At 59.2% G+C, this 22590-nt stretch carries 17 protein-coding genes and 2 pseudogenes; 10 read left to right on the top strand and 9 right to left on the bottom strand.

Features of this window, described 5'->3' with window-relative positions:
• Positions 1-120 (bottom strand): transposase (locus tag AO398_RS27065; RefSeq protein ID WP_152997577.1); only part of this gene is annotated, 120 nt, incomplete at its 3' end.
• A gap of 624 nt (positions 121-744) precedes the next feature.
• Between AO398_RS27065 and AO398_RS27055 the strand changes: the two genes are divergently transcribed.
• Positions 745-1422, top strand: a complete 678-nt coding sequence (locus tag AO398_RS27055) for a class I SAM-dependent methyltransferase (RefSeq protein ID WP_152997690.1) — start codon at positions 745-747, stop codon at positions 1420-1422.
• Between the two features lie 663 nt (positions 1423-2085).
• Positions 2086-3029 (top strand): IS630 family transposase gene (locus AO398_RS27965; protein WP_152997689.1). Its coding sequence is split into 2 segments (ribosomal slippage): positions 2086-2422 and positions 2422-3029, totalling 945 coding nucleotides; the frame shifts between segments, so codons are not numbered across the junction.
• 49 nt (positions 3030-3078) lie between these two features.
• On the opposite strand, the gene AO398_RS28710 is transcribed toward AO398_RS27965, so the two are convergent.
• Positions 3079-4053 carry a DUF4214 domain-containing protein gene (locus tag AO398_RS28710; protein ID WP_152997688.1) on the bottom strand — a complete coding sequence of 325 codons (975 nt, stop codon included), beginning with the start codon at positions 4051-4053 and terminating at the stop codon, positions 3079-3081.
• A 33-nt stretch (positions 4054-4086) separates the two neighbouring features.
• On the opposite strand from AO398_RS28710, the gene AO398_RS27960 reads away from it, so the two are divergent.
• The 7 genes and pseudogenes from AO398_RS27960 to AO398_RS28705 all read left to right on the top strand — a co-directional run bounded on the left by AO398_RS27960 (position 4087) and on the right by AO398_RS28705 (position 12562).
• Positions 4087-5961, top strand: coding sequence for a glycosyltransferase (locus AO398_RS27960; RefSeq protein WP_348272378.1), 1875 nt, complete (start codon positions 4087-4089; stop codon positions 5959-5961).
• Entirely contained in the window at positions 5961-8339 is a 2379-nt protein-coding gene (locus AO398_RS27955) for a glycosyltransferase (protein ID WP_082643483.1), read from the top strand. The genes AO398_RS27960 and AO398_RS27955 overlap by 1 nt, the downstream gene beginning before the upstream one ends.
• Before the next feature lie 278 nt (positions 8340-8617).
• A complete protein-coding gene (locus AO398_RS28910) occupies positions 8618-9127 on the top strand; it encodes a DUF4214 domain-containing protein (protein WP_160329367.1) in 510 nt (169 codons plus the stop codon).
• Between the two features lie 570 nt (positions 9128-9697).
• Positions 9698-10093: a transposase gene (locus tag AO398_RS27035; protein ID WP_058195379.1), complete on the top strand. Its 396-nt coding sequence runs from the start codon at positions 9698-9700 to the stop codon at positions 10091-10093.
• The gene (gene tnpB, locus AO398_RS27030) at positions 10090-10437 is read left to right on the top strand and encodes an IS66 family insertion sequence element accessory protein TnpB (RefSeq protein WP_058195377.1); all 348 of its coding nucleotides are present in this window, start codon (positions 10090-10092) and stop codon (positions 10435-10437) included. The genes AO398_RS27035 and tnpB overlap by 4 nt, the downstream gene beginning before the upstream one ends.
• 102 nt (positions 10438-10539) lie before the next feature.
• Positions 10540-12102 (top strand): annotated as a pseudogene (locus tag AO398_RS27025) (IS66 family transposase).
• A gap of 190 nt (positions 12103-12292) precedes the next feature.
• Positions 12293-12562 (top strand): hypothetical protein, encoded by a 270-nt coding sequence (locus tag AO398_RS28705; RefSeq protein ID WP_152997686.1) that lies wholly within the window; start codon positions 12293-12295, stop codon positions 12560-12562.
• 49 nt (positions 12563-12611) lie between these two features.
• Here the strand turns inward: AO398_RS28705 and AO398_RS27945 are convergent, their stop codons facing one another.
• The gene (locus AO398_RS27945) at positions 12612-13583 is read right to left on the bottom strand and encodes an NAD-dependent epimerase/dehydratase family protein (RefSeq protein ID WP_160329366.1); all 972 of its coding nucleotides are present in this window, start codon (positions 13581-13583) and stop codon (positions 12612-12614) included.
• A gap of 5 nt (positions 13584-13588) precedes the next feature.
• The gene (gene gmd / locus AO398_RS27020; protein ID WP_058195375.1) at positions 13589-14563 is read right to left on the bottom strand and encodes a GDP-mannose 4,6-dehydratase; all 975 of its coding nucleotides are present in this window, start codon (positions 14561-14563) and stop codon (positions 13589-13591) included.
• Between the two features lie 360 nt (positions 14564-14923).
• On the opposite strand from gmd, the pseudogene AO398_RS27010 reads away from it, so the two are divergent.
• Positions 14924-16025: pseudogene (locus tag AO398_RS27010) on the top strand (IS3 family transposase).
• A gap of 1659 nt (positions 16026-17684) precedes the next feature.
• Here AO398_RS27010 and AO398_RS27000 read toward each other — a convergent pair.
• The 5 genes from AO398_RS27000 to AO398_RS26980 form a co-directional block, all read right to left on the bottom strand.
• On the bottom strand, positions 17685-19103 hold the full coding sequence (locus AO398_RS27000) for a DNA methyltransferase (RefSeq protein WP_082643475.1): 1419 nt from the start codon (positions 19101-19103) through the stop codon (positions 17685-17687).
• Between the two features lie 96 nt (positions 19104-19199).
• Positions 19200-20297 carry a hypothetical protein gene (locus AO398_RS26995; protein ID WP_152997684.1) on the bottom strand — a complete coding sequence of 366 codons (1098 nt, stop codon included), beginning with the start codon at positions 20295-20297 and terminating at the stop codon, positions 19200-19202.
• Positions 20294-20674, bottom strand: coding sequence for a DUF5681 domain-containing protein (locus tag AO398_RS28700; protein WP_152997683.1), 381 nt, complete (start codon positions 20672-20674; stop codon positions 20294-20296). Before AO398_RS28700 ends, AO398_RS26995 begins: the two co-directional genes overlap by 4 nt.
• A complete protein-coding gene (locus AO398_RS26985) occupies positions 20667-21257 on the bottom strand; it encodes a hypothetical protein (protein ID WP_152997682.1) in 591 nt (196 codons plus the stop codon). The genes AO398_RS28700 and AO398_RS26985 overlap by 8 nt, the downstream gene beginning before the upstream one ends.
• Before the next feature lie 672 nt (positions 21258-21929).
• The gene (locus AO398_RS26980; protein WP_058195361.1) at positions 21930-22580 is read right to left on the bottom strand and encodes an acetyltransferase; all 651 of its coding nucleotides are present in this window, start codon (positions 22578-22580) and stop codon (positions 21930-21932) included.
• Between the last annotated feature and the right edge of the window lie 10 nt (positions 22581-22590).

The following is a 22590-nucleotide window of genomic DNA, read 5'->3' as shown; positions in this document are numbered from 1 at the left end:
GCGGTAGAACGTCGGCTCGGACACACCCATCTTCCGGCAGACCTCGTCCACCGTCGCGCCGTTCTCCGCCTGCCGAAGGGCAAAGGCGATCTGTTCGTTCGTGAAGCGTTTGCGAGGCATGGCATCCACCCTCCTTCAGGGTTCAGGATGCCCGAAAAACTTGCGCTAAGCGCGGACCAGTTTGGTGGGTCAGGGTCACTATTCAGCTAAGCCCCCTAACCGTCCAAAGAAACGGGGAGATCCCATAATCGGTGAGCTGACTGCCATTCACTCTGCGTCGGCCCTTTCGCCGTGCGCCTCATGTCGCATCGCAACGTCGAGTATTACCTCAGTAGGTACTTTTCAAACTTGCGGCTTGCCGCGTCGAGCGCCTTCAAATATCTCGCCCTCGACACCTCCCTCCCGCCGTATTTCGAACATCAAGTGCAGATCAGAAGGCTGTCGATCCTGCAACAGCATCAGATTTCAGCAATCACTAACCCTGACGACTGCGGTTTTAAGACCATAATAATCGATTGCTCGCAGAAACGACTCTGCTTCCTCGTCCATTTGTACGCCCACGACTCCTAGCTCCAAATCGAAGTCATTCCAAGGGGCGCGATAAAGCCATCCCGCGCTTGAACTGCTGTTGCTTCGCGCTCGCGCCTGCCTTAACGATGACCAACTACCGAAGCTGGGTCATCGGCCCGGTCAATAAGCTGTAGCGGAGGCCAGTCAAGCTGGCCAACCCAGGGACAAGAACGCATGTTTTCTGAAACGCTTTTCCCAAACGTCTTGTTAGATAACTGGCAGATGATGCCCTGGGAGCAGATTGGCTTGACCGGCGTGCTGGCGCGTGTGAGGCCAAAGGGCGCTCTAGAGATCGGCGTCTATCACGGCGGGAGCTTATCGCTCACGAGTCAGTTCGCCAAACACATCATCGCGATCGACATCGACCCAGCCGTCCCAGGGCGCTTCCCTTGTCCCCCCAACGCCGAGTTGAGAATCGGCAACTCCGTCAACCTCATTCCCGAAGCGCTCGCTTCTTTCCGGGAACGCCGATTGCCACTCAACTTCGTGCTAATTGACGCCGACCATTCGGAAGCAGGCGTACAACGTGACATCAGCCTAGTACTTGCCTACGAGCCCGAGGAGCCGCTCTTTATCCTGATGCATGACTCGGGAAACCCTGCGACGCGAAGGGGTATCAAGTCGGCTGACTGGGGGCGCAATCCGCACCTTCATTTTGTGGATCTCGACTTCATCCCAGGCCAGATCATCGAGCACTCGGTCGCGAACGGACGGGCTGAAGTCTGGGGTGGCCTAGGCCTAGCATACCTCGATGGAACGCGGCGGAAAGGCGAACCGCTGATCCGGGAAAGCGCTGGAGTTTCCATCCGATGCCTTCACCACTGTGCACCAGATTTGTCGGCGGTGCTCTAAGGTCTCATGTATTGGAACAGAAGCCCGAGGTCCCTCCACACCGTCAGCCAATTGATACCTCACAGATTTGGTAGACACCTCAGAGACACTGTAACGAGCGGAGGTTATCACCTAGTGATAATGGCCAGATAGGATTTCACCTAAAGTTATCACGGCGAGAGGCCCAACAACGGGATAAAAAGGTCGGCCGCGAATGTATAGTTGTTTCTTGGCGTGTAATTTGAAAGTCGAAAACGCAACAATCAGTATAACTCGGATCGGGGCCAGGCCTGGACTGCCGTCGCCATTTTTACAAAGTATCGCATCTCGCTTGCTTGACTTCCAAAACTGCGCCCAAAACTACAATTGTGATCTAACTTACGAAGGGCATTCAATCCGCCACGTCCGAAAGATTCAGAGACTCAAACCGCCTTCAATAAGGTGCTTTGATTGCCAATCCTATCACAGTACCGCACAAATCATCAATCTCCAAAATTCCGCGACTTAATTCGGCCATCGCGCGCTTAAGGAGCGGAAACCCATTGAGCGAGATGAAAAATCAAATTCTATGCTTGGCTTCATCAAGGCGTCTAGAGCGTTTTCGGTTTGGGCTGAGTCGATGCGGCAGGGTTCACGCGAGACTGTCGGGCTGATTCACTGATCGCTCTGGAGGAGGAGCGACAGATGGGACGACCCTACAGTCAGGATCTGCGCGATCGGGTGGTGGAAGCCGCCGCCACGACCTCGCGGCGGCAGGCGGCGGCGCGGTTTGGGGTCGGTGTCGCCACTTCGATCCGCTGGATGGCCGCGCTCGCGACGACCGGGACGGTGGCGGCCCGTCCGCAAGGACGCGCGCGCCGCTCGAAGCTCGATCCGCACGAGGCGTTCCTGCGCGGCCTGATCGACGCGCAGGACGACATCACCCTGGAGGAGATGCGCGCCCGGCTTCGAGACGCGCACGATCTGACAGTCGGGCTCGGCACCCTTTGGACGTTCCTCGACGCGCGCGATCTCACGTACAAAAAAAGACAGCGCACGCAGCCGAGCAGAAGCGACCGGACGTGAGGGCTGCGCGCGAGGCCTGGTTCGAGGGCCAGCCCGATCTCGATCCGGCCCGCCTAGTGTTCCTCGACGAGACCTGGACCACGACCAACATGGCCCGCACCCGCGGGCGTTCACCGCGCGGCGAGCGGCTGCGCTCTCCCGTGCCGCATGGCCATTGGAAGACCACGACCTTCGTGGCGGGCCTGCGCCTATCCGGGATCACCGCCCCATTCGTGCTGGATGGGCCGATCAACCGGGACGCCTTCCAGACTTACGTCGATCGCGTCTTGGTGCCCGAACTCACTCCCGGTGACATCGTCGTCATGGACAACCTCGGCAGCCACAAGGGGCCGGCCGTGCGAGCTGCCATCGAGGCGGCCGGCGCGCGGCTGTTGTTCCTGCCGCCCTACAGCCCCGACTTCAACCCCATCGAGATGGCGTTCTCGAAGCTGAAAGCGCTGCTGCGCAAGGCCGCGGAGCGGACCGTCGAGGGTCTGTGGTCGGCCATCGGGCGCCTCGTCGACACCGTCACACCCGACCAGTGCGCCAACTTCTTCGCCGCCGCAGGATATGAGCCAGATTAAACCGAAAACGCTCTAATATAAATACAAAAGCGATCCAGGCAGCAAACAGTTATCGAACGGGAAAATTGAAGTTCCCAAGGTACATGTCGGCGAGCTCAGGGTTGTTTGGCTGATCAAATGATGTCGGAAAAACTGATTTAGACGGTTGAAAATTTCTGCCCTGCCTTCTTATAAAAGTAATCTCTAAAGTATCCGGTATTGCAACCCCCCCAATGATTGCCCACGGAGTAAAATTGTTGCCATGCACGTGCACTACATTGTGGTGCGTCGTCACATTTTGGATGGCTCTTACCATTTTTGAGTATTCACGGTCGTCGATTATTTTGTGAAATCCGTGAAATTCGCAAACTATCTGTCTAAATGCGCGCAAATAGCTGGGATCGGTATCAGCAAACATATCCCACTCCGATCCTTCAATATCAATTTTAATGATATAATCTCGGGAGACGCTATGAGCGTTACCGTCGAAGGCGCGCTGAAGACTTATTGTTTCATTGGAAAACGCGGACTCCGAAGCGATTTTGAGTTTTGACCAGTGGAACCGATTATGTTTTACAGGGAGCTCGTTAATCGAATGGTCGTACTGAAAAATATCTATATCAAGTTCAGCAAATGCGAGATCCCAAGAAACGTCATCTGAAATACCCAACGAGTACGCTGCATCAATTCCCTCGAAGTCATCAATCATCACATATCCGCCATCATGATTGCGGCCGATGCGTACTTTTTTATAATGTAGGACGTCCTGCGCGTTGAGGGGAGAAAGTATCTCTAAGACTCTTAGTCGATATTTCTCCAGCCTGGCAACGCGAGAGTCAGTTACGCAAGAATTTATGCATTCTATGTCTAGTAAGCGCTCGCGACGCCTATCTTTGAACTCTTCGCTGTTGCAAAAAGACAAAAAGGTTTCTTTCGGGTCACGGCTATCGCTCAAAGCCGACAAATGGTGCCGTAGTTCAGCAACATTCGGCGATCTAAGTAATAGGGCGTCATATAGGCGTACAATAAACTCGTCATCAGTCATTGCTTAATTCCATGTTTTGTTGCGCAGACCCAAGTGCGCTGGCGACCCGATTGCGTGAAAAGACTGTGCAGAATTCATTGCGACGATAGTATCACCGCACAATGGATAGAAGGCTGCCCCCCGTCGAACGTTCTTATCGACATCGATGCCCCACATGGAGTAAAGCGTCTTCGGTCACCAAGAATAGGGGCATCCGGCTTGGAACGAGTCATCATAGTCAGCAATTTATTTCCACCCTTCGTAATAGGTGGCGCAGAAATCGTCGCCCACCGCCAAGCCCGTGCTCTCTTCGCCGAGGGCCTAGCGGTCGCTGTATTCGCTGGCGCCATACCGAGTATGGAACATCCGCCGGGGCATCTCAAGCTCGAAACTGGTGAAGGCTTCCCAGTTTACCGGATTGGTTTAACTTCATTAAACGTCAGTGACAACTTTCATTTGCCGTCTGTGGAAAGGGTCTTTCGTGCCCTGCTTGCCGCTCATCGGCCTGACATAGTACATTTTCATAATGTAACTGGCTTAGGATACAATTTGATACTGGCGGCCAAAGCCACTGGCGCGCGAGTTATTGTCACGCTCCATGATCATAATGGTTTTTGTTTCAAAAATACGCTTTTGCGCAGCGATGGCGGTGCTTGCGATAACCACGAAGAATGCGCACTCTGCCAGCCTGCTATTTCGATTGAAAATACTCATAGCGTGCCAATACGCATGCGAAGAGATTTCGTTGCTTGGTGCGTGGATCAGGCCGACCTACTTATTAGTCCTAGCTCTTACATGGCCGGCGCGTACAGCAGGTCGGAAGTGATTCGGGCCACGGTAAAACATCTATCTAATGGCATTCCACTTGAAACAACTCCTGTTACACCGTTGCCCCATTTAATACCGATCAATTTCTGCTGCTTTAGTTATCTTGGTGAACACAAAGGTATCGCCACGCTTTTAGATTCCGCAGCGATTTTGGCGAAGGACAGTTCGCTTGATGGTCGATGGAGCCTGACTATCGCTGGGGATGGCCATATGGCGGAAGGACTGATCCAAGATATTGCGTCCAATCGGTTCGGAAGCAGTGTAAAATATAACGGGCGTTTAGACCACGCGGACGCTCTCGCGGTGCTCGAACGGAGCCACGTTGTTGTGCTGGCCTCCCATTGGCCCGAGAACGAGCCCGTATCTCTTTTAGAGGCGGCAGCTTCAGGCCGTGCGCAAATTGCAACGCGGATAGGTGGCAACGTTGAGCTCGTCGACGACAAGCTATCTGGTCTTCTCGTGCGCCCTGGGGACGCTGCCGACCTAGCTGCGGCAATGCGACGTTTCGTTGAAGATCCTAGCTTGGTTGTGCGGTTCGGCAATTATAATTCTCAACGCCGTTCTTGCTTTGACGAAAAAGCTACGCTCGAGCGGCTAATCAAACTCTACAGGACTCCGCTACAACATGCGCGTCCATCCGACGATCTAGTCGTTATCTGCTCCGGGACAGCACCCTCTCCCGTTTTCGCAGAACACCTTCGGATGCTAATGCATCGTTTCCACATTGTGGAGGAGAAGCAGGTGCGTCGGATCCGTTTTATTTGGCACACTTGGGCCGGGGGGGAAGCATGGAGGCAAGCCCGGCTGCTCTGGGTCCTCGGGGAAACAGACGCACACACGCACTCGTTGATCAGCCGAGCACTTCGAGCAAGAATTCCGGTTCTTGTGCCGGACGAGTCATCGCTGGCCGATGCGGTCCAACACGGGTGTGCCGTTAGCGCTTATAGCTCGTTACTTGACGCCCTCGGCGCGGTAGCTGCCATCCAGGATACCGACACAATTGGTGGCGGCCTTGCATCGAACGGACCTAGAACCGCGCGTCTCCTCACCGCACTTACCCCACAAGACCATTTCCACCTTTCGTCAGTAGGGCCAACTTGATGGCGAAATCCAGCACTGCCGCACCGACACGCATCTTGATTTGCAACGAGCGATTTCTCGCTCGATTTGGGGTGGACCGTATCCTTATCCTTTTGGCCAAACACCTGGTGGCAAACGGTGCAGAAGTCTCGTTTGCATGCTTGCGCTGTGACCGAGCGGCTTTAGAAGAAATTACTCACTCGATTACTATAATGGAGTTGCCTGACGGAATCGACCTTGCTGGTGCTGATGAGGCAGCGGCAAACGCCTTATTAGGGATGCGGAAGGATACTTCTATAGATATACTGATTACCGGGGGTTGGCCTTTCTTTGGGGTTGCCGCAAGGGCGCCCGCTTATGGAGTGCGCAGCGTCTTTATCGACGCAGGCGCTGTGCCTCATGATGGTTTTCCGGAATCCGCTTTACCTACTCAAAGAGAGCTCCGCCGCCTCAGGCAAGCCACACTTCCTTTTATAACGAAGGTTTTGCCGATCAGCTCATTCATTTGCGAGACTCAAACTGAGCCGGATCGTGGAGGCTCTGAAGGTGTTACAACCGTTCTCCTTGGCGCAGACCATATGTCGAATTATGCATTTAAATTCGAGGATTGCGATCTTATTGAGACCGAAGCGAATATTTTGGCCGAAATTGATGCTAGAGCTAGGGAAGGCAAGTCCCTAATTTTAGGCCTTGGAAGATACGAGTCGGCGGGATATAAAAACTCGCCGGCAGTTTTTGATATAATGCGGTCTGCGCAGAAGGCAGGATGTTCGATCCATATTCTTCTACTAACAGGTCCGGACGAGATTAACGTACCGGCAGACCTGGTCGATCATGTCACAGCGATGCCTACAGTAAGCGATGTTTTACTTCAAGCGGCCATGGAGCGCTGCGTCTTAGGACTGAGTCTCTCACTCTGGGAGGGCTTCAACCTTCCTATCGCTGAAATGCAGTGGCTCGGTCGACCAGTTTTAGCCTTTGCAATTGGAGCTCATTCGGAAGTAATTGCCGATCCGTGGTTACTCTGTTCATCTCTCGCGGAGATGGAACAGAAAACAATTGCGATCCTACATGATGGCCTACCGAGTCAGATTGATCAGATGGAGCGTTTCCAGAATTTCCGAGACAATTTTTCTTGGACGAGGACACTTGATGAGTGGTCCCGAGAGATCTTTAATCTCGCTAGTAACCCTGTAGATCTAAGTACACAGCGCAATGGACGTCGCCTTATCCTGATGGACGTCACGAATTCGGCGCGCGATCCCGGGAACTCCGGGGTCATACGTGTCACGCGCAGGCTCGCCGCCGTTCTAGTTGAAAAACCGGCCTTAGAAATTCTATTTGTTCAATGGAACGCATCTTCTAGTAGCTATGAGCTTTTATCGATCTACAATCAACCGTTCTTATCAAGCAACGCTGGACCTTCTGATTGGGTAGGTCGGACGGCATCAGCGCTGAATTGGAACGGTACCGTGGAAAGCTTATTGCGGTCGCGTGACCCACGATGTCCCGCTCAGCCTATCCTTTTATTCACTGAGGTGATTCTGGACCATACGGCCGAGGCACGTGTTGCATGGGGCGAGTCCCGTGGATGTCGAACTGCTTTTGTATTCTATGACATGCTGCCGATTTACGAACCCCGCTTCGTTGATGAGGCGGTTTCAAAAGCTTTTCCTGCTTACCTCTCTGCAGTGAGCCGCTCAGATAGTCTGTTCGCAATATCCGGATTTAGTCTGAATGAGTGTGAACGATGGCATCGCGATAGGGGCGCGCCACTTCCTGCAAAACGCGAGGTGATCTGGCTACCGGCACAGTTCAGCGACCACCCACGCATTGTTGATCTGGCTTCAGAGACGCAAACGGTAAGAATCCTTTGCACCTCGACTATTGAGCCACGCAAAAACCACCGCGTGCTGATTGAGGCCTTTCGCGGCTTGCGTTCTGATTACCCCAATCTTGAAATTCGTCTAGATTTAGTCGGGAATCGTTACGGGGGCGCCGAAGATCTTGCTGCTTATGTTCAGCGCGCCGTTGACGAGGATGAGTATCTCGTTTGGCATGGAATCCTACCGGATAGCGCTATCGCTGCATTGTATGAAAAAACCGACTTCACAGTTTACCCATCTCTTGCTGAAGGCTTTGGCCTCCCAATCATGGAAAGCCTCTGGATGGGGCGACCGTGCCTTTGTCACTCTGAAGGCGTGATGGCTGAACTTGCGGAAGGCGGAGGATGTTTGACGGTCGACATGTCCTCCGCAGCAGAAGTTAAAGCGGCGCTAAAACGCCTAGTGTATGAGCCCGGCCTCCGCCAGCAATTGAATCGTCAGGCTCTAAATCGGCAGATCGGAACCTGGGCTACCTATGGCGAGTCGATCGTCGAGCGATTGAAGAGTCTGTAATAATGTCGTCTTTTCCGAGGTTTGGTCATTACTCCGATGGTGCTGCACAGCGGCGCGCCTTTGGGGCCGCTGCGAGTCGCCGTCGAGCTTTGTTCGGTCTGCGAGACGCGATAGTTTCGGAAATGCTTAACGGATCGGTCGTTGCTCAATCTGTTCGAGCAGCTGTTCCAATAAGTCATCAGCAAGTTCCGCAGCCCAATGCTATTCTAGTTCTATCTCCACCGCCAGTTTTTAGATTGGCTAAGCCGCCGGCTGCGAGAACATGGTGGGCTCGGCGTATGGCGTCGCGGCAGTTGGCTGCACGCCAAGCCGCACTGATTTCTTCCGGCTTGTTTGACTCGGCATGGTACCTGAAGCACAACCCTGATGTGGCGGCTGCTGGCCACGATCCAATGATGCATTTTTTAAAAGATGGCAGTTACGAAGGCCGCTCACCAGGCCCCGACTTTGATGCCATTGCTTACTTAACGCTCTACCCAGATGTTGTCAGGGAAGGGGTCGAGCCTTGGCTACACTTCGCGATGCATGGCAGAGTTGAAGGCCGGATCGCGCTCTCGTTCGGTCCTGCAGAAGCTTCAATACTTGCACACCTGCATGGAAATCCGACACTTCACAACTCTAGTACTGTTGTAGAAGATTTATTTCGACTTTTGCTGGGCAGGGAGCCTGATATGGTTGGCCTTGCGTATTACAAATCTTTGCTGGAAAAGACGCAGAATATTCCGCAGATGATTTCTGAGATGATGTTGAGTGATGAGTATAAATCCAAGAAGATGCGCGATAAGTAAGCAGGTCATTTATTGATCGTACTTACCATCATTTAGTGTGAGTCGAGGGGTAGCACCGGCGGCTAAGAGGTGATTCTGTTTTCGGGCTTGGAGTCCGAGGGGGTGGCATGGCTCCTTCGTTGCCACAGCGTTCGGTTTTTTTTGCAGCATGCCTGCGCGCTTTATCCAGTGTGCCCGATTCCTTGCAGACATAGTTCCTGTCGGCTTTGTCGGCGATCTGCGCCGGTTGCTTGCGCTGGACCGCTGCAGTGCTCGGTGGGGTTGGGCTCCAGATTGTGCGGGACTGGGTCGTAGCGTTTAACGCGTACAGTTTGGACGTCCTGATCAGCGGCAAAGCGCCTGGGGCTTGCTCGCGGCCGAACGCCGAGCAGCGGAAGTTGGTGTGTGCCCTGGTCGAGATGGGGCAGATGCGGACTGTCCGCGGGGTGATGCGCTGTCGGCTGGCCGATCTCGCTGAGATGCTGTTCGAGGGCCACTGGCTGTCGGTGGCCCGTACGCGTCCGGTGAGAGCCGCCTTGTGTGATGGTCGGGTCGGGCTAACGTCATAGGGGTAATTCTAGGCCTTTAAGCATGACGTGGGCGGGCATCGAACTGGTGAGGTCGGAGCGTCGGCGACGCTGGACGCGGGCGGGGAAAGAGCGGCTTATGGCCGCCTCGTTCGAGCCGGGCGTGTCGGCGTCGGAGGTCGCTCGCGAAGCGGGTCTCCACGTCAGCCAACTGTTTCGGTGGGGCAAGCTGCTCTGCGAGCGTGGCGTGCCGCTGGCCCCAGTTCCGTCGCTCGTTCCCGTTGCGATCGTGCCCGGGCCATCCTCGACGCCTGTCGAACCGAGACCGAGGCGGCCCCGGACCCGTCGGCCTAATGGGTTCATCGAGATCGAACTTGGCGGCGGTCGCCGTTTCACGGTCGGCCGGGATGTCGATGCCGCGGCGCTGGGTCGGGTGCTCGATGCCCTGCAGGGCCGATGATCCCGCTGCCGGCCCATGTCCGGGTCTGGCTGGCCACCGGCCACACCGACATGCGCATGGGCTCCTCCAGCTTGGGGATGATCGTCCAGGAGGCGCTGAAGCGTGATCCCCATTCCGGGCACCTGTTCGTGTTCCGCGGCCGACGCGGCGACTTGATCAAGGTGATCTGGCATGATGGCCAGGTAGCGTGCCTGTACACCAAGCGGCTCGACCGCGGCCGTTTCCTGTGGCCGTCGGTGGCGGACGGAGCCGTGACGATCTCGACGGTGCAACTCGGCTACCTGCTCTCGGGCATCGACTGGCGGATGCCGCAGGAGAGCTGGCGTCCTGGCGCTCTCGGATGAGGATAACGCGTTAAAAAGACTGGTGAATATGCTCTTCTCTCGGGCGTGTCGAACGCGCCCGAGCCCCCGCCGCTTCTCACGGATCTCGCCGCCGCCCACGCCATGATCCTGGCCGAGCGGGAGGCCCGGCTCGCCTCGCAGATCGCGGTCGAACGGCTGAAACTGGAGGTCGCCCGGCTGCGACGGGAGCGCTTCGGGGTCTCCTCGGAACGCAGCGCCCGGATCGACCAGCTCGAACTGACGCTGGAGGATCTGGAGGAGACGCTGGAGGATCTGGAGGAGACGCTGGAGGATCTGGAGGAGACGCTGGAGGATCTGGAGGAGACGCTGGCCGAGACGGATGCGCACGCGACCAGCGAGCCCGAGGCGCACGCCACCCTGACGTCCTCCCGGCGCAAGCCCGCTCGTCGGCCCCTGCCCGAGCATCTGCCGCGCGAGCGCATCGTCCCGCCCGACACGCTGCGCCTGCTGTGGCGGGGTACGCTTGCGCCCTCTCGGTGAGGACGTCACCGAGACCCTGGAGCGGATCCCGGCGCGCTGGGTCGTGATCCAGCACGTGCGCGAGCGCTTCTCCTGCAGCGACAGCGAGACGATCGCGCAGGCTCCGGCCCCGTTCCATCCCATCCCACGGGGGCGAGCCGGGCCAAACCTCCTGGCCGAGGTGATGATGGCCAAGTTCGGCCCGCACCTGCCGCTGCATCGCCAAAGCCAGCGCTTCGCGCATGAAGGCGTACCGATCGACGTCTCGACCCTGGCCGGCTGGGTCGGAGCCGTCACCACCGCCCTGTCGCCCCTCGTCGCCCGGATCGAGGACCATGTCCGGGGGGCCGAGCGCCTCCATCTCGACGACACGCTGGTGCCGGTCCTGGCCAAGGGGAAGACCCGCACGGGCCGGCTCTGGACGGTGGTCCGCGACGACCGCCCCTTCGGTGGACCCAAGCCACCGGCCGCGGCGTACTTCTACTCCCTCGACCGCTCAGGCGCGCATGCCGAGACCTGGCTCGGCGGCTTCCACGGCATCGTGCAGGCGGACGCCTTCTCGGGGTTCGGCTGGCTGTACGAACTCGGCCGCAAACCAAGTCCGATCCGCGAGGCGGCCTGCTGGGCCCATGCAAGACGCACGTTCTTCGAGCTCGCCGATCTGAAGAAGGCTCCGATCGCCATCGCAGCGGTGACGCGGATCGCTGCGATCTTCGCGATCGAGCGCGCCGCCAACGGCCTTGAGCCGGATGAACGCCGGGCGCACCGCCAAGCCCGCTCGGCTGCCCTCGTCGCCGACCTGGAGGCGTGGCTGCGGGAGAACCGCGCCAAGCTCTCGGCCAAGGCTCCCACAGCAGCGGCGATCGACTATCTGCTCAAGCGATGGAACACCTTCACCCGGTTCCTCGACGACGGACGCGTCTGTCTCTCCAACAATGCCGCCGAACGCGCCATCCGTCCCATCGCGGTGGGCCGCCGCAACTGGACCTTCGCCGGCTCGGATGCGGGCGGCCATCGCACCGCGGCCTTCTACACGCTGATAGAGACCGCCAAACTCAACAGCCTTGATCCGCAGGCCTGGCTCGCCGACGTGCTCGCGCGGCCCCCGACCATCTCGCACGGCGCATCGACGATCTGCTCCTCTGGAGCTGGACCCAGCCTCAGCCCCGGCAGATTGCAGCCTGACACCCCGTCGGAAGCACAACCGCGGCCTTCACCGCAGGCGTACGGTGGCCCAGCAGACACTGAACCGGATCCTGCGGAGCATGGGCGCTCGGAAGCTCTCCGCCCGCCAGCGCCATGATGCCAAGGACCCCGGCGCCATCTCGCTTTTCGGAATAGCTCACCAGCCCGTCTGGTTAAGATCGCGCTGGAGGTGGGCGATCTCAATCACCTGATCGGACGGCAATATGATTGCGCTGGTGAGCCGGCCCCCACCGTCTATCCTGCCGGCAGCGGTCAAAGCATTGCCCCCTTCAGCGCTGAACGACACTGCCGCAACATTCAAAGATCAGATTTCGAGCTCGGCCGTGATCGGCATCTGCGCCCAATTACAGCTCTTCAGCATGTCGACCGCCTTTCGTACGAATTTAGGCGTGAAATCCTGTCTAATTTCCTGCATCAGACATTTCCCACGTTCTTCTAGAACGTGGGAAATGTGTAGGAAATCAGGGGGAAGCGGTCGGATGTCACCCTCATGAGACAACGCTAGCAACGCGAGTCCTGGCATCGTCCAAAATTCGGGCCAGAGATGTCATTCCATCGATTTTTGGCACCCATCCGGTTGCCTGCTGAAGGCGACGAGGGTCGCCGAACGCTACCGGCACGTCGGATTGGCGTGTCCGATCAGGATCGCTGTGGATCATAAAATCGATGTGAGACAGCTCTTGTAAGGCCATTAGCATGCTCTCAATACTACGAGGTTGACCTGAGCAGATATTAAATATTTGCGGCTCGTCAAACATCTCAGAATTTTGAAAAATTTTCATGTACGCGTCGACAACGTCCGAAACGTCGAGAAAGTCGCGTTGTGTTGAAATGTTGCCTACTTCTACAAATGGAGGCTGAAGCCCAGACTCAATAAGAGCGATCTGATGAGCAAAAGAGGCGATGGCGAATGCTAGATCTTGTCCGGGGCCAATGTGATTGAACGGGCGCATAATGATAGGTCGTAGGCAGGTTCCTTCGGTGGATCTAATCAATAACTGCTCGCCAATCCATTTAGATTGGGCATATGCGTTCATCGGCTGCGGCATTGTCCTCTCGCTGGCGGGACAACCCTCTATGAATGCCCGTCCGTAAACTTCACTTGAACTAACAAAAACAAAATTACAAGGTTTTCCTCCCCGTTCGACTGCGACGATCAAATTGTATAGGGCCCCAAAGTTTATGCGCCACGCGTCAAATTTGGATTTTTCAGCACGCGTGACTGACGACTCAGCCGCAAGATGAAGTATTTCGGTCGGCTGGAAAATGCCAATCCGCTGCTGGACCGCGACCGGATCGGTAAGGTCGAGGGCCTCATATGTAACCCCATTTGGTTTATCATAAAATGCTCGGCGTCCAACGCCAAGGATATCGGCTGATGCGAACCCGTCGCGGAACGCACGCAGGACGTGTCGACCTACGAACCCCGATGCGCCAGTGATGAGGATACGTTTAAGCACGTGAGCTAGGAATGACGCTTGATGTCGGCGTCGACCATCTCCTGGATCATCGCCTCCAGGGAGGTCTGCGCCGCCCAGCCCAGCGTCGCCTTGGCCTTGGCCGGGTTGCCCAGCAGCACCTCGACCTCCGCCGGACGGAAGAACGCCGGATCGATGATCAGATGATCGTCGATGTTCAGCCCGACATGCTTGAATGCGATCACGCACATATCCCGCACCGTCGTGGTCCGGCCGGTGGCGATGACGAAGTCGTCGGGCTTGTCCTGCTGCAGCATCAGCCACATCGCCTCGACATAGTCCCGGGCGTGACCCCAGTCGCGCTTGGCGTCGATGTTGCCGAGCCGCAGTTCCGTCTGCTTGCCGAGCTTGATCCGCGCCACCGCGTCCGTGACCTTGCGGGTGACGAACTCCACGCCCCGCAGCGGGCTCTCGTGGTTGAATAGGATGCCGTTCGAGGCGTGCAGCCCAAAACTTTCCCGGTAATTGATCGTCATCCAGTGCGCGTAGAGCTTGGCCACGCCGTAGGGCGAGCGCGGGTAGAACGGCGTCGTCTCGCTCTGCTGCGCTTCCTGGATCAGGCCGAACATCTCCGAGGTCGAGGCCTGGTAGTACCGGGCCTGGGGAGCGACCGAGCGCAGGCATTCGAGCATGTGCACGGCGCCCAGGCCCGTCACCTGGCCGGTGAGCAGCGGCTGCTGCCATGAGGAGGTGACGAAGGACTGGGCGGCGAGATTGTAGATCTCGTCGGGCTTGGCGGTCTGGACGATGCGCAGCAGCGCCGACTGATCCAACAAGTTGCCGTCCACGAGTTCGACATCGTCCAGGATGCCGAGCCACTTCAACCTGTGATCGAAGACGCCGGCATGGCTGGAGCGGCGCACGATGCCGGTGACCGCGTAGCCCTTCTGCAGCAGCATCTGCGCCAGGTACGCGCCGTCCTGGCCCGTCACCCCCGTGATCAGCGCGCGCTTGCCCGTCATGAATCCGTCCCGTTCCGTTGCTGCCCGGCTGCTACGACCGCAGCGGCATATGGGTCAAGCTTGATGTGTACAAGTGCCAGTCCATAGGCAGTTCGCTGCTCTCGTATGGCGCCATGCGGTCCAAAGCGCAGGCAATGGGGTAAACGCGGTAAAAGCAGCACCTCTACGGCGGTTGTATGATCACAACCGCTAGCTTGGCAGAAGCCGCTGTGGCCGAACCTTATGGAGCCTCATCGTAGTGTCAGGGCGTCCCGTAGATTGCGACCGCGGCCCACGAGATCATTCAATAGGGGGTGACCTGACCGGCTGGCTTTGGACCGGACTGATTGAGAGGATCAGCCTGGTGCAGAGGAGTTGGGGATGAAGCGAGGACAGAGGCCGAGCGCGGAACAGGTCGGGCTGATGCTGCGCCAAATCGAGGTGCAGACGGCACAAGGGAAAAGCATCGCCGTTGCCTGTAAGGAAGCGGATGTCTCCGAGCAGAGCTACGACCGCTGGCGTAAGAAATACGGCGATCTGAAGGTTGATCCGGCCAGGAAGATGAAAGATCTGGAGCGCGAAAACGCCCGGCTTCGTCGGCGTGTGGCGGATCTATCTTTGGTGGGTCAGGTTCTGGCGGACGTCGCCTCGGGAAACTTGTAGCCCCCGAGCGACGCAGACAGGCGGTCGACGGCATTCGGGAGAAGTATGGTCTCTCGGAATGTCACGGCTGCCGGATCGTCGGCCAGCACCGGGGCACGCAGCGCTACGTGCCCACCGTGCCGACCGACGAGGATGCGCTGACCCGCACCGTCGTGTCACCGCGCTGCTGCAGGCGGGCGGCTGGCAGGTGGGCAAGGACCGGGTTCAGCGCATCTGGCGTCGCGAGGGGCTCAAGGTCCCCAGCCTACATAAATACCGCAGCCACCTCTGGCTGAACGACGGCTCGGGCAAACGCCTGCGCCCGCTCCACCGCAACCACGTCTGGAGCTTCGACTTCGTGCAGGCCCAGACCCACGACGGCCGGAGCCTGCACATCCTGACGCGGATCGATGAGCACAGCCGGGCGTGCCTCGCCTTGACGGCGGCGCGGCGCATCAACAGCCTCGGCGTAATCGAGGCCCTGGCAGAGGCGATGTGCCTGCACGGCATCCCGGAGAACATCCGCTGCGATAATGGTCCCGAGATGATCGCGAAGGCGTTGCGCAAATGGGTGGCCAAAACTGGTCCGCAGATCCAGTACATCGCGCCAGGATCACCGTGGTAGAACGGGTATTGTGAGAGCTTTCATGACAAGCTGCGCGACAAGTGCCTGCGCCAGGAGATATTCTAATCGCTGAAGGAGGCACAGGTCGTAATCGGCCTCGGGCAGAACACCTACAACCGCGTCCGACCCCATGCGTCGCTGGGCTATCGGCCGCCCGCGCCCGTCAGCTTCCCGGATCTGGCCTTCCGGCTACCCATGGGCGCCACCATGCAGTAGCCTCGCAACTGGCCCGGTCCAAAATACCGGTCAGGTTAGGGGCAGCGGCTGGGGTAGCTGTGAAGAAGGTAAGGGCCGAATTTCCGTTAGAAGTGATCGACTACTCATTACACGGCCATTACGAGCATCATTATTCTCGTTCCCCCGGATGGCGTCGGACGATGCGGCCGCCGATAAGTCGCTTGTACGGGCTCGACCTGCCACCTGGCAGCGGTCGCCGGTGTGGGTCTTTTATACCCACGTGCCGGTCACGCACCCGCCGCACGCGTGCGATCACGCCGATGTCGACCGCGGTTTTGGCCGCATGACATGCTCGGCAAAGCACTTGGCAGTTCCCGAGTGAGGCGTCGTCCGTCAATGCAGTGGGAACAATGTGATCAAAATGGTAGCGCCCGATCTGTAGCGAGCACGGGCAGCGGCTACCATTGGATAGCCGCCCCTCGCAGCGCCCCTCCGCCCTGGCCAGTGCCGCCCGCAGCACCGCCCTGCCGAATTCATGGCGAGTCATTGCGGCTCCCCTCGCTCGCGCGCCGCGACGGAACCAACAGGTCCAGTCAGGTCAGCGGCGATGGCCGCAAGATCGGCTGCGGTCTCAGCCAAACGGTGGGCGTGCAGCTCGCAAGCGCCCCGCTGCGCGCAGGCAGCGAGCCAGCCGAGAAAGCCCACATCACCCGCGTCACACGGCCGAACCGCCACTATCGTGGCATGTCCTTCTGTATCCCGGGCAACGGCTAGGACGACGGTCGCACGGTCATCCACCAAGTCTGGGGTGTCGAGCGGCTGAACCACAACGACGTACCGCCGCCCCGAGCGACCGCGCCAAGCACTCAGTGCGAGAGGTGCGGAGCCGGGACAGTTGGCAGACAATCGTAGCCGTTCCTCACGGATGACGGGCCGGGACAAACGGTCTGCCTTCAACTCGCGCAGAGCGGCAGCCCAGGAGATGGTGCGATTGGACATCACCGCCTCACATGCTGAACAGAGCGAACGCGACACGCGACCCGTCAACCAGGGACGCGTGAGCGGCTGACCTGGATACGGGAGGGCAGGGTGCCGGCCACAACACGGCTGAGACCGAGGACAAGCTCGGGATGTGGTTTTGAGTAGGACAAAGCATGATGCGCTCCGAGTCGTCGGCGGGACCTGCCCCGCCACCAACCCGACCCCGCTGTCGGCCCGTGGGACCGGCGGGGTTGAGGCACGCACGCCGCTGCTCTCGGGCATGCTGGCTATTCAGCCTCTCGGCACAAGAGCGTGAAGCAACCCTCGCTACCGGTCATAGAAACTCATCACGCACGATCGACTTATTGCTGCAAACGCTCATCTCGCGAAGGTGCGTGTTAATAAAATCCGGCCCAGCACTCGGTAGCTTACAATTTTATCTCATTGGGTCGTTCACTTCGGTTCTAAATGCGTCGCTGTGCGAGCATTAACGCTCCAATGTCCTCTGCAGTCCAGTCGAGATCGACGTCAGCTGTCATATTTTATGCAAGTTTTCATGGGCGACTTGCGCGGCATATTTCGCAATTGATTTAAATCGACATTGGGAATGAGTGAGGCGTTGATGTTTACCGGCAAGGCCCACCAGTCGAGTTCGGTTGCGCTTCGAACTATCAGGCCCTTACGGTCCGGTAGCGTTCTTGATAGGTTAGCCCGGTATCACGGTGCTGGAACAATCCAATCCGCTTGGCCATGGTGCGATCCTTCAGCCTCACGGATGGCACGACCGCCCGTCACCTCCTCGTACCGCTTGACGATCAGGTCTACGTAATGCGGATCGATCTCGACCCCGTAGCACCGTCGCCCCGCCCGCTCGGCCGCGATCAGCGTTGAGCCTGAGCCCAGGAACGGGTCGAGGACGACTTCATCTCGCCCGGTGAGATCGAGCAAGGCATCCGCGAGCAACGCGACTGGCTTGACCGTTGGGTGATCCTGCAGGCCCTTCCGCGAGCCGGATCCGAGCGACGAGGCACCGGGATAGGTCCAGAGGTTCGAACGCCAGCGGCCGCCTCGACCCAGGCCGACATTGTTGACGTGCGCGTCCTCACCATTCTTGAACAGGGGGAGCAGCTCGTGCTGCGAGCGGTACAAACTCCCCATGCCGGCGTTGGTCTTCGCCCACACAATCAGATTCAACGGCGACAGAGCCAACGCAGCCGCCGCATGTTGAACCACGTGCAGCCCACGCCAGTCGATGAAGGTGCCGAACACGCCACCCTCGACAAGGTGCAGCAGAGCAGCCCCGATCCATACCAAGTTGAACGTCTCGAATTCCACCTCAGTCATCTCACCGCTGGCCATCGCGAACTCGCGGTGCTCACCGCCCGTCACGTGCCCGCGGATCGGCACGTTGTAAGGCTCGTCGGTCAGGATCAGGCGCGCGCGCTCCGCTCCCATGAGCTTGGCCAGCACGGCTGAATCGCGGGCATCCCCGCAGACCACCCGGTGCCGGCCAAGCACGAACACGTCGCCCGGCCGCGCCACCGCTGCGGCGTCCGCCGACGGTGTCAACGGGCCGGGCTCGACGGTATCGGGCTCATCATCCAAGAGGACTTGGTCGATCTCGCTATCCGTGAAGCCTGTCACATCGAGCACGTCATCTTCGAGCGCGAGTTCCTCGAACTCCAGCTTCAGCTCGTCCAAGTCCCATCCGCCGCGCTCCTGCAGCCGGTTGAGCGCCAGCCGCAGAGCGCGCTGCTCGCTTGGCGTGAGGTGGCCCGCAATGATGCAGGGAATGACGCTCAAACCCACGAGCTTAGCCGCCTCGACGCGCGCTACCCCGTCGAGGATGCCGTCCTGCCTGTCGATCAGCACCGGATCGCAGAAGCCGAGGGCGCGGATCGAGGCGGCCACGCGTTCCACCTGGGCAACGTCGCGTTTACGCACCGCACGGGCCGGCGCCGTGAGTGACCCTGGTGAGCGCTGAACCAACGTGAGGTTCGGAGCCAAGTCGTTGCGTGCGCGGCATGCCGCAGCGGCGGGTCGGTCGAGGGCAGTCCGGCGCCGACGACTCTTGCTATGAAGAGATTCGACCAACAGGTCAGCGCTACCCAAGCGGTCTCGCGTCGCACGTCCCATGATCGCTCTCCCTCTAACGTGCTTAAACGTCCACGAATCAGACGGCCTTCTGTCCTCCGGCCAACTCAACCAGGAGAATGCCGAAGATCATCAACCCTACGCTTCCTGCCGGTGCCGATCGGCCTGGGCTTCAGCCACGAGCCGCTGCTGCTGGATGATCGCTCTCGCCTCCCATTCGGCGTCACCGTAGGGCGCCTGGTTCGCGTACGGCGGCAGTTCGCCGACGCCGAAGACCTCGAACAGGATGGTGTCGATCTCGCGGATTTTGCGAAACGCACCGCCGATCGGCATCCTGGGCTGCCAGTCGGGCGGCCGCGGCGCCCAGAACCAGCCCACGCGCTCGAGCCCCGGCGCCCGCGATGGTTGCTGTAGGTACTGTGCCCGGAAGTTGTAGGCGCCGATCTCGTGCAGGACCGCGATCAGAGTCTCCTTCCCCTCACGATCCGGCAGCAATGGCTCGCCCTTCCGCCACAGGATGGGCCGCCGGTGATGGGGTCGCCATGCCTCATCGTTGAGAGCGATGGCCGGCAGCACCACCTCGGTCCAGACGCCGCTTTTGCGGACATGGGCCGTAAGATCGTCCTCGTGCACGCGCTGCATCACCAGGACTATCACGCCTCCGGCTTTGTCGTTTAGCCGCGGCACGATCTCGGCGGCATACCAGGCATTGACCCCTGCACGCTCGGCATCGTCCTGCGCCCGGTGCGGCGCAATCGGATCGTCGATGACGATAAAGTCGGCGCCGCGTCCGATCAGACTCTGGCCGACCGCCCTGTACAGGATGCCGCCGCCGTGCGGCAGGACGATCTCGCCTGGTGTCACCGTCGGCCGCAGATGCGGGAACAGGGCACGGCACCGCGGGGTGCGCATCAGCGCGAGGGCTCGGCGCTGCAGCTCGGCCGCCAGGGCGCGCGTGCCGGCGACGACGGTGATCTTTAAAGTGGGATCCCAGCCGAGGGCGAAGACCACCATCGCGATCGCGGCGCAATGTGATTTAAGACTGCGCGGCGGGGCGTTGAGGATCAGGCGGTTGGTGCCGCGATCGAGACACCCTTGCAGCGCATCGGCCATGACGTCGACGGGCCAGCCTGTGCTGAGATCGTATTGGGGAGACAGCTCGTGAAAGGCGAACTTTGTGAAGGACGCCAGGTCGGTTCGGTAGAGTCGCTCGTGAATTGAGCTCGTCATCATCACGCCTCCGATCTATCGTCGTCGTCATCGAGCGGAACCACCGTGGCGGCGAGCTCGGCCAGGATCTTGTCGTCGTAGGGCTTGGCCCCGAACGGATCGGGCCTGCCGCTCTCGCGCATATGACGAAGCACAAGCTCGCGAGCACGCGCGTCCCCGTTTGCCGCAGCCTTCACGATGTTCATCACGACCACCTCGCGCACGCTGACGCGTACTTTCCGGCCGTCGCGAGTGACGGTGACGAGCCGATCGAGGTGTTGTTCAAACAGCGTGTCGATATTCTTCGACCGACGTGGGCGCCCACGGCGATTACCGGAGGTCCCAGGCTTGAATTGGGTGTGGCGCGGTGGCCTGCGGTAACCGATTTCGTAATCATCACCCATGGTCGCGATCCCGAACGCGGAATGGAGCGACGACATCACCCCAGTTTGCGGGCGGCTGAGACGGCTGACGTCCACGCTTGCGCACCGGTGCGTGCTGGACAAGTTCGGTGATGCGGACAGCAAGCTCGGAAAGCTCAATCACGAAGGCACCGAATAGGCCGCCGGTCAGCTCCTCAGAGAGGAACGTCGCGAGTTTTTCCGGCCCGTCCAAAATTTCGATGGTATTAAGCCGCGCCCCTTCTTTCAGCGATGTCCCAAAATATTCGGCCGCGCTCTCTGTCGCCTCGACGCGACGCAGAGCGAGGAATATCTTACGCCGCTTTCGTCTCTCGCGGAGTGATGATTCTGAATCAGCCTCGCTAGATTGGGTGAAGCTCGTACGACCCCATGTTTGGAGGCCATCATTCGCCCTGCTAAAGGCGTCCTTGAACTTGTCTTGGATCGTGGCAATGAGCTCGACGACTTCCCCTTGCTTACAGCCGAAGCGGGTCAGCTCATGCGCCACAGCGAGGTTGAATACGCGGTAAGGCGTATACTGAACCTCATACCCAGTCCCGGCCGGCAACCCGTCGTAGAACGCCAAGGTACATGCTGAATTCTCATTTTGGCTGGCGCGAGCACGCGCGACGTCCTCGTCGAGAAGGCGTCTCACGCTGGTGATAAGCCGAGGGGGGATCGGCTTATCGAGGCGTAGACATGCTGTCTCTGACGCCCCGTACATGAGCGCATAGACGAGCTGGATAGCCTGTTGGCGGGTCACGGTCATAAGTACATTTATAGAACCACCGATCGTGGTTTCAATAGCCTGTGCCGGCGATGTCGAGGGCGGACAAATACCCGGTGGCGCGCAGTTTGATCCCTGTAAGGGCGCGACAATTCCCTGCTTCGAAACGACGGGAATTATGCAGCTATATATCTGATTTTAGTCGCAATTTCCTGCAGAACGTTATCGAAGAACGGCGTCTAAATGCCTAATTCCCTGATGCGCAGGCCTGCCTCGACCAATCGCACCAGCCGTAGGTGCTGAGTGCGTAGGGAAGCAGCGTGGAATATATAATCAACAGCGCCTTATCGCTCGTAGGGGTCAGCCGAGGCGCGAGCGGTCAAATCGATCAGGTGAATGCGTTGTAGCCGCAGCGATCGCGATATTGCCCAACGCGGGATCGTTGGTGTCGTGTAATGCGTGGCGCAACTGGGAAACAAGCTATCGCACAAGCCCAGGAGCCGTCATGCCGCTCCTCAGGCTCGGATCGGTTCAACCGCGATCTGATGCGACCACAGGGTTATCCGGCCTCGGCCAGATCACACCCTCATCGGGCACGGCGCGCAACACGGTGCAGCCCATCCCGATCATCGCCCGCTGCCCGACCTTGAGCCCCTGCAGCACCTTGGCCAGCGGGCCAACCAAGCCGTCCGCCCCGATCGTGCAGCGCCCACCGATGAAGGCCGCGGGCGAGATGGTCGTGTTGTCGCCGATCTCTGCGTCGTGGCCGATGATCGCGCCGGTGTTCACCACGCAGAACCGCCCGAGCCGCGCATCGACGTTGACGATCACCCCGTGCGCCACGAAGGCGCCTGAACCCAAGGCCACGCCCTGGCTGACAATCGCATGCGGCGATACCAGGGGCGGGCAGGGAAGGGCGTGTTGGTCGAGCCACGCGATGATCTCTGCCCGGGCCTGGATCGCTGCCCGGCTAACCCCGCCTACGGCCAGGGCGACGCCCGCGTATTCGGCGCGGTCGGCCAGGAATTCGTCGAGATAGCCCCGGTAGGTGCCGACCTGCGCGCTCGGCTGGCTCGAATAGGTCGCGTCCACCGTGTAGCCGAGGAGCTGGGCCACTTCGGCGATCTCCTTGGAGAAACCGCCGCCGCCGATCAGCGCCAGGCGCTTGGCTCCGTCTGTCACGTGAGTCCAC

This window comes from Methylobacterium sp. GXS13, assembly GCF_001455965.1.
Taxonomy (GTDB): domain Bacteria; phylum Pseudomonadota; class Alphaproteobacteria; order Rhizobiales; family Beijerinckiaceae; genus Methylobacterium.
Note: the sequence above shows the minus strand (reverse complement) of the source record. Positions and strands in the feature narration are given on the sequence as shown.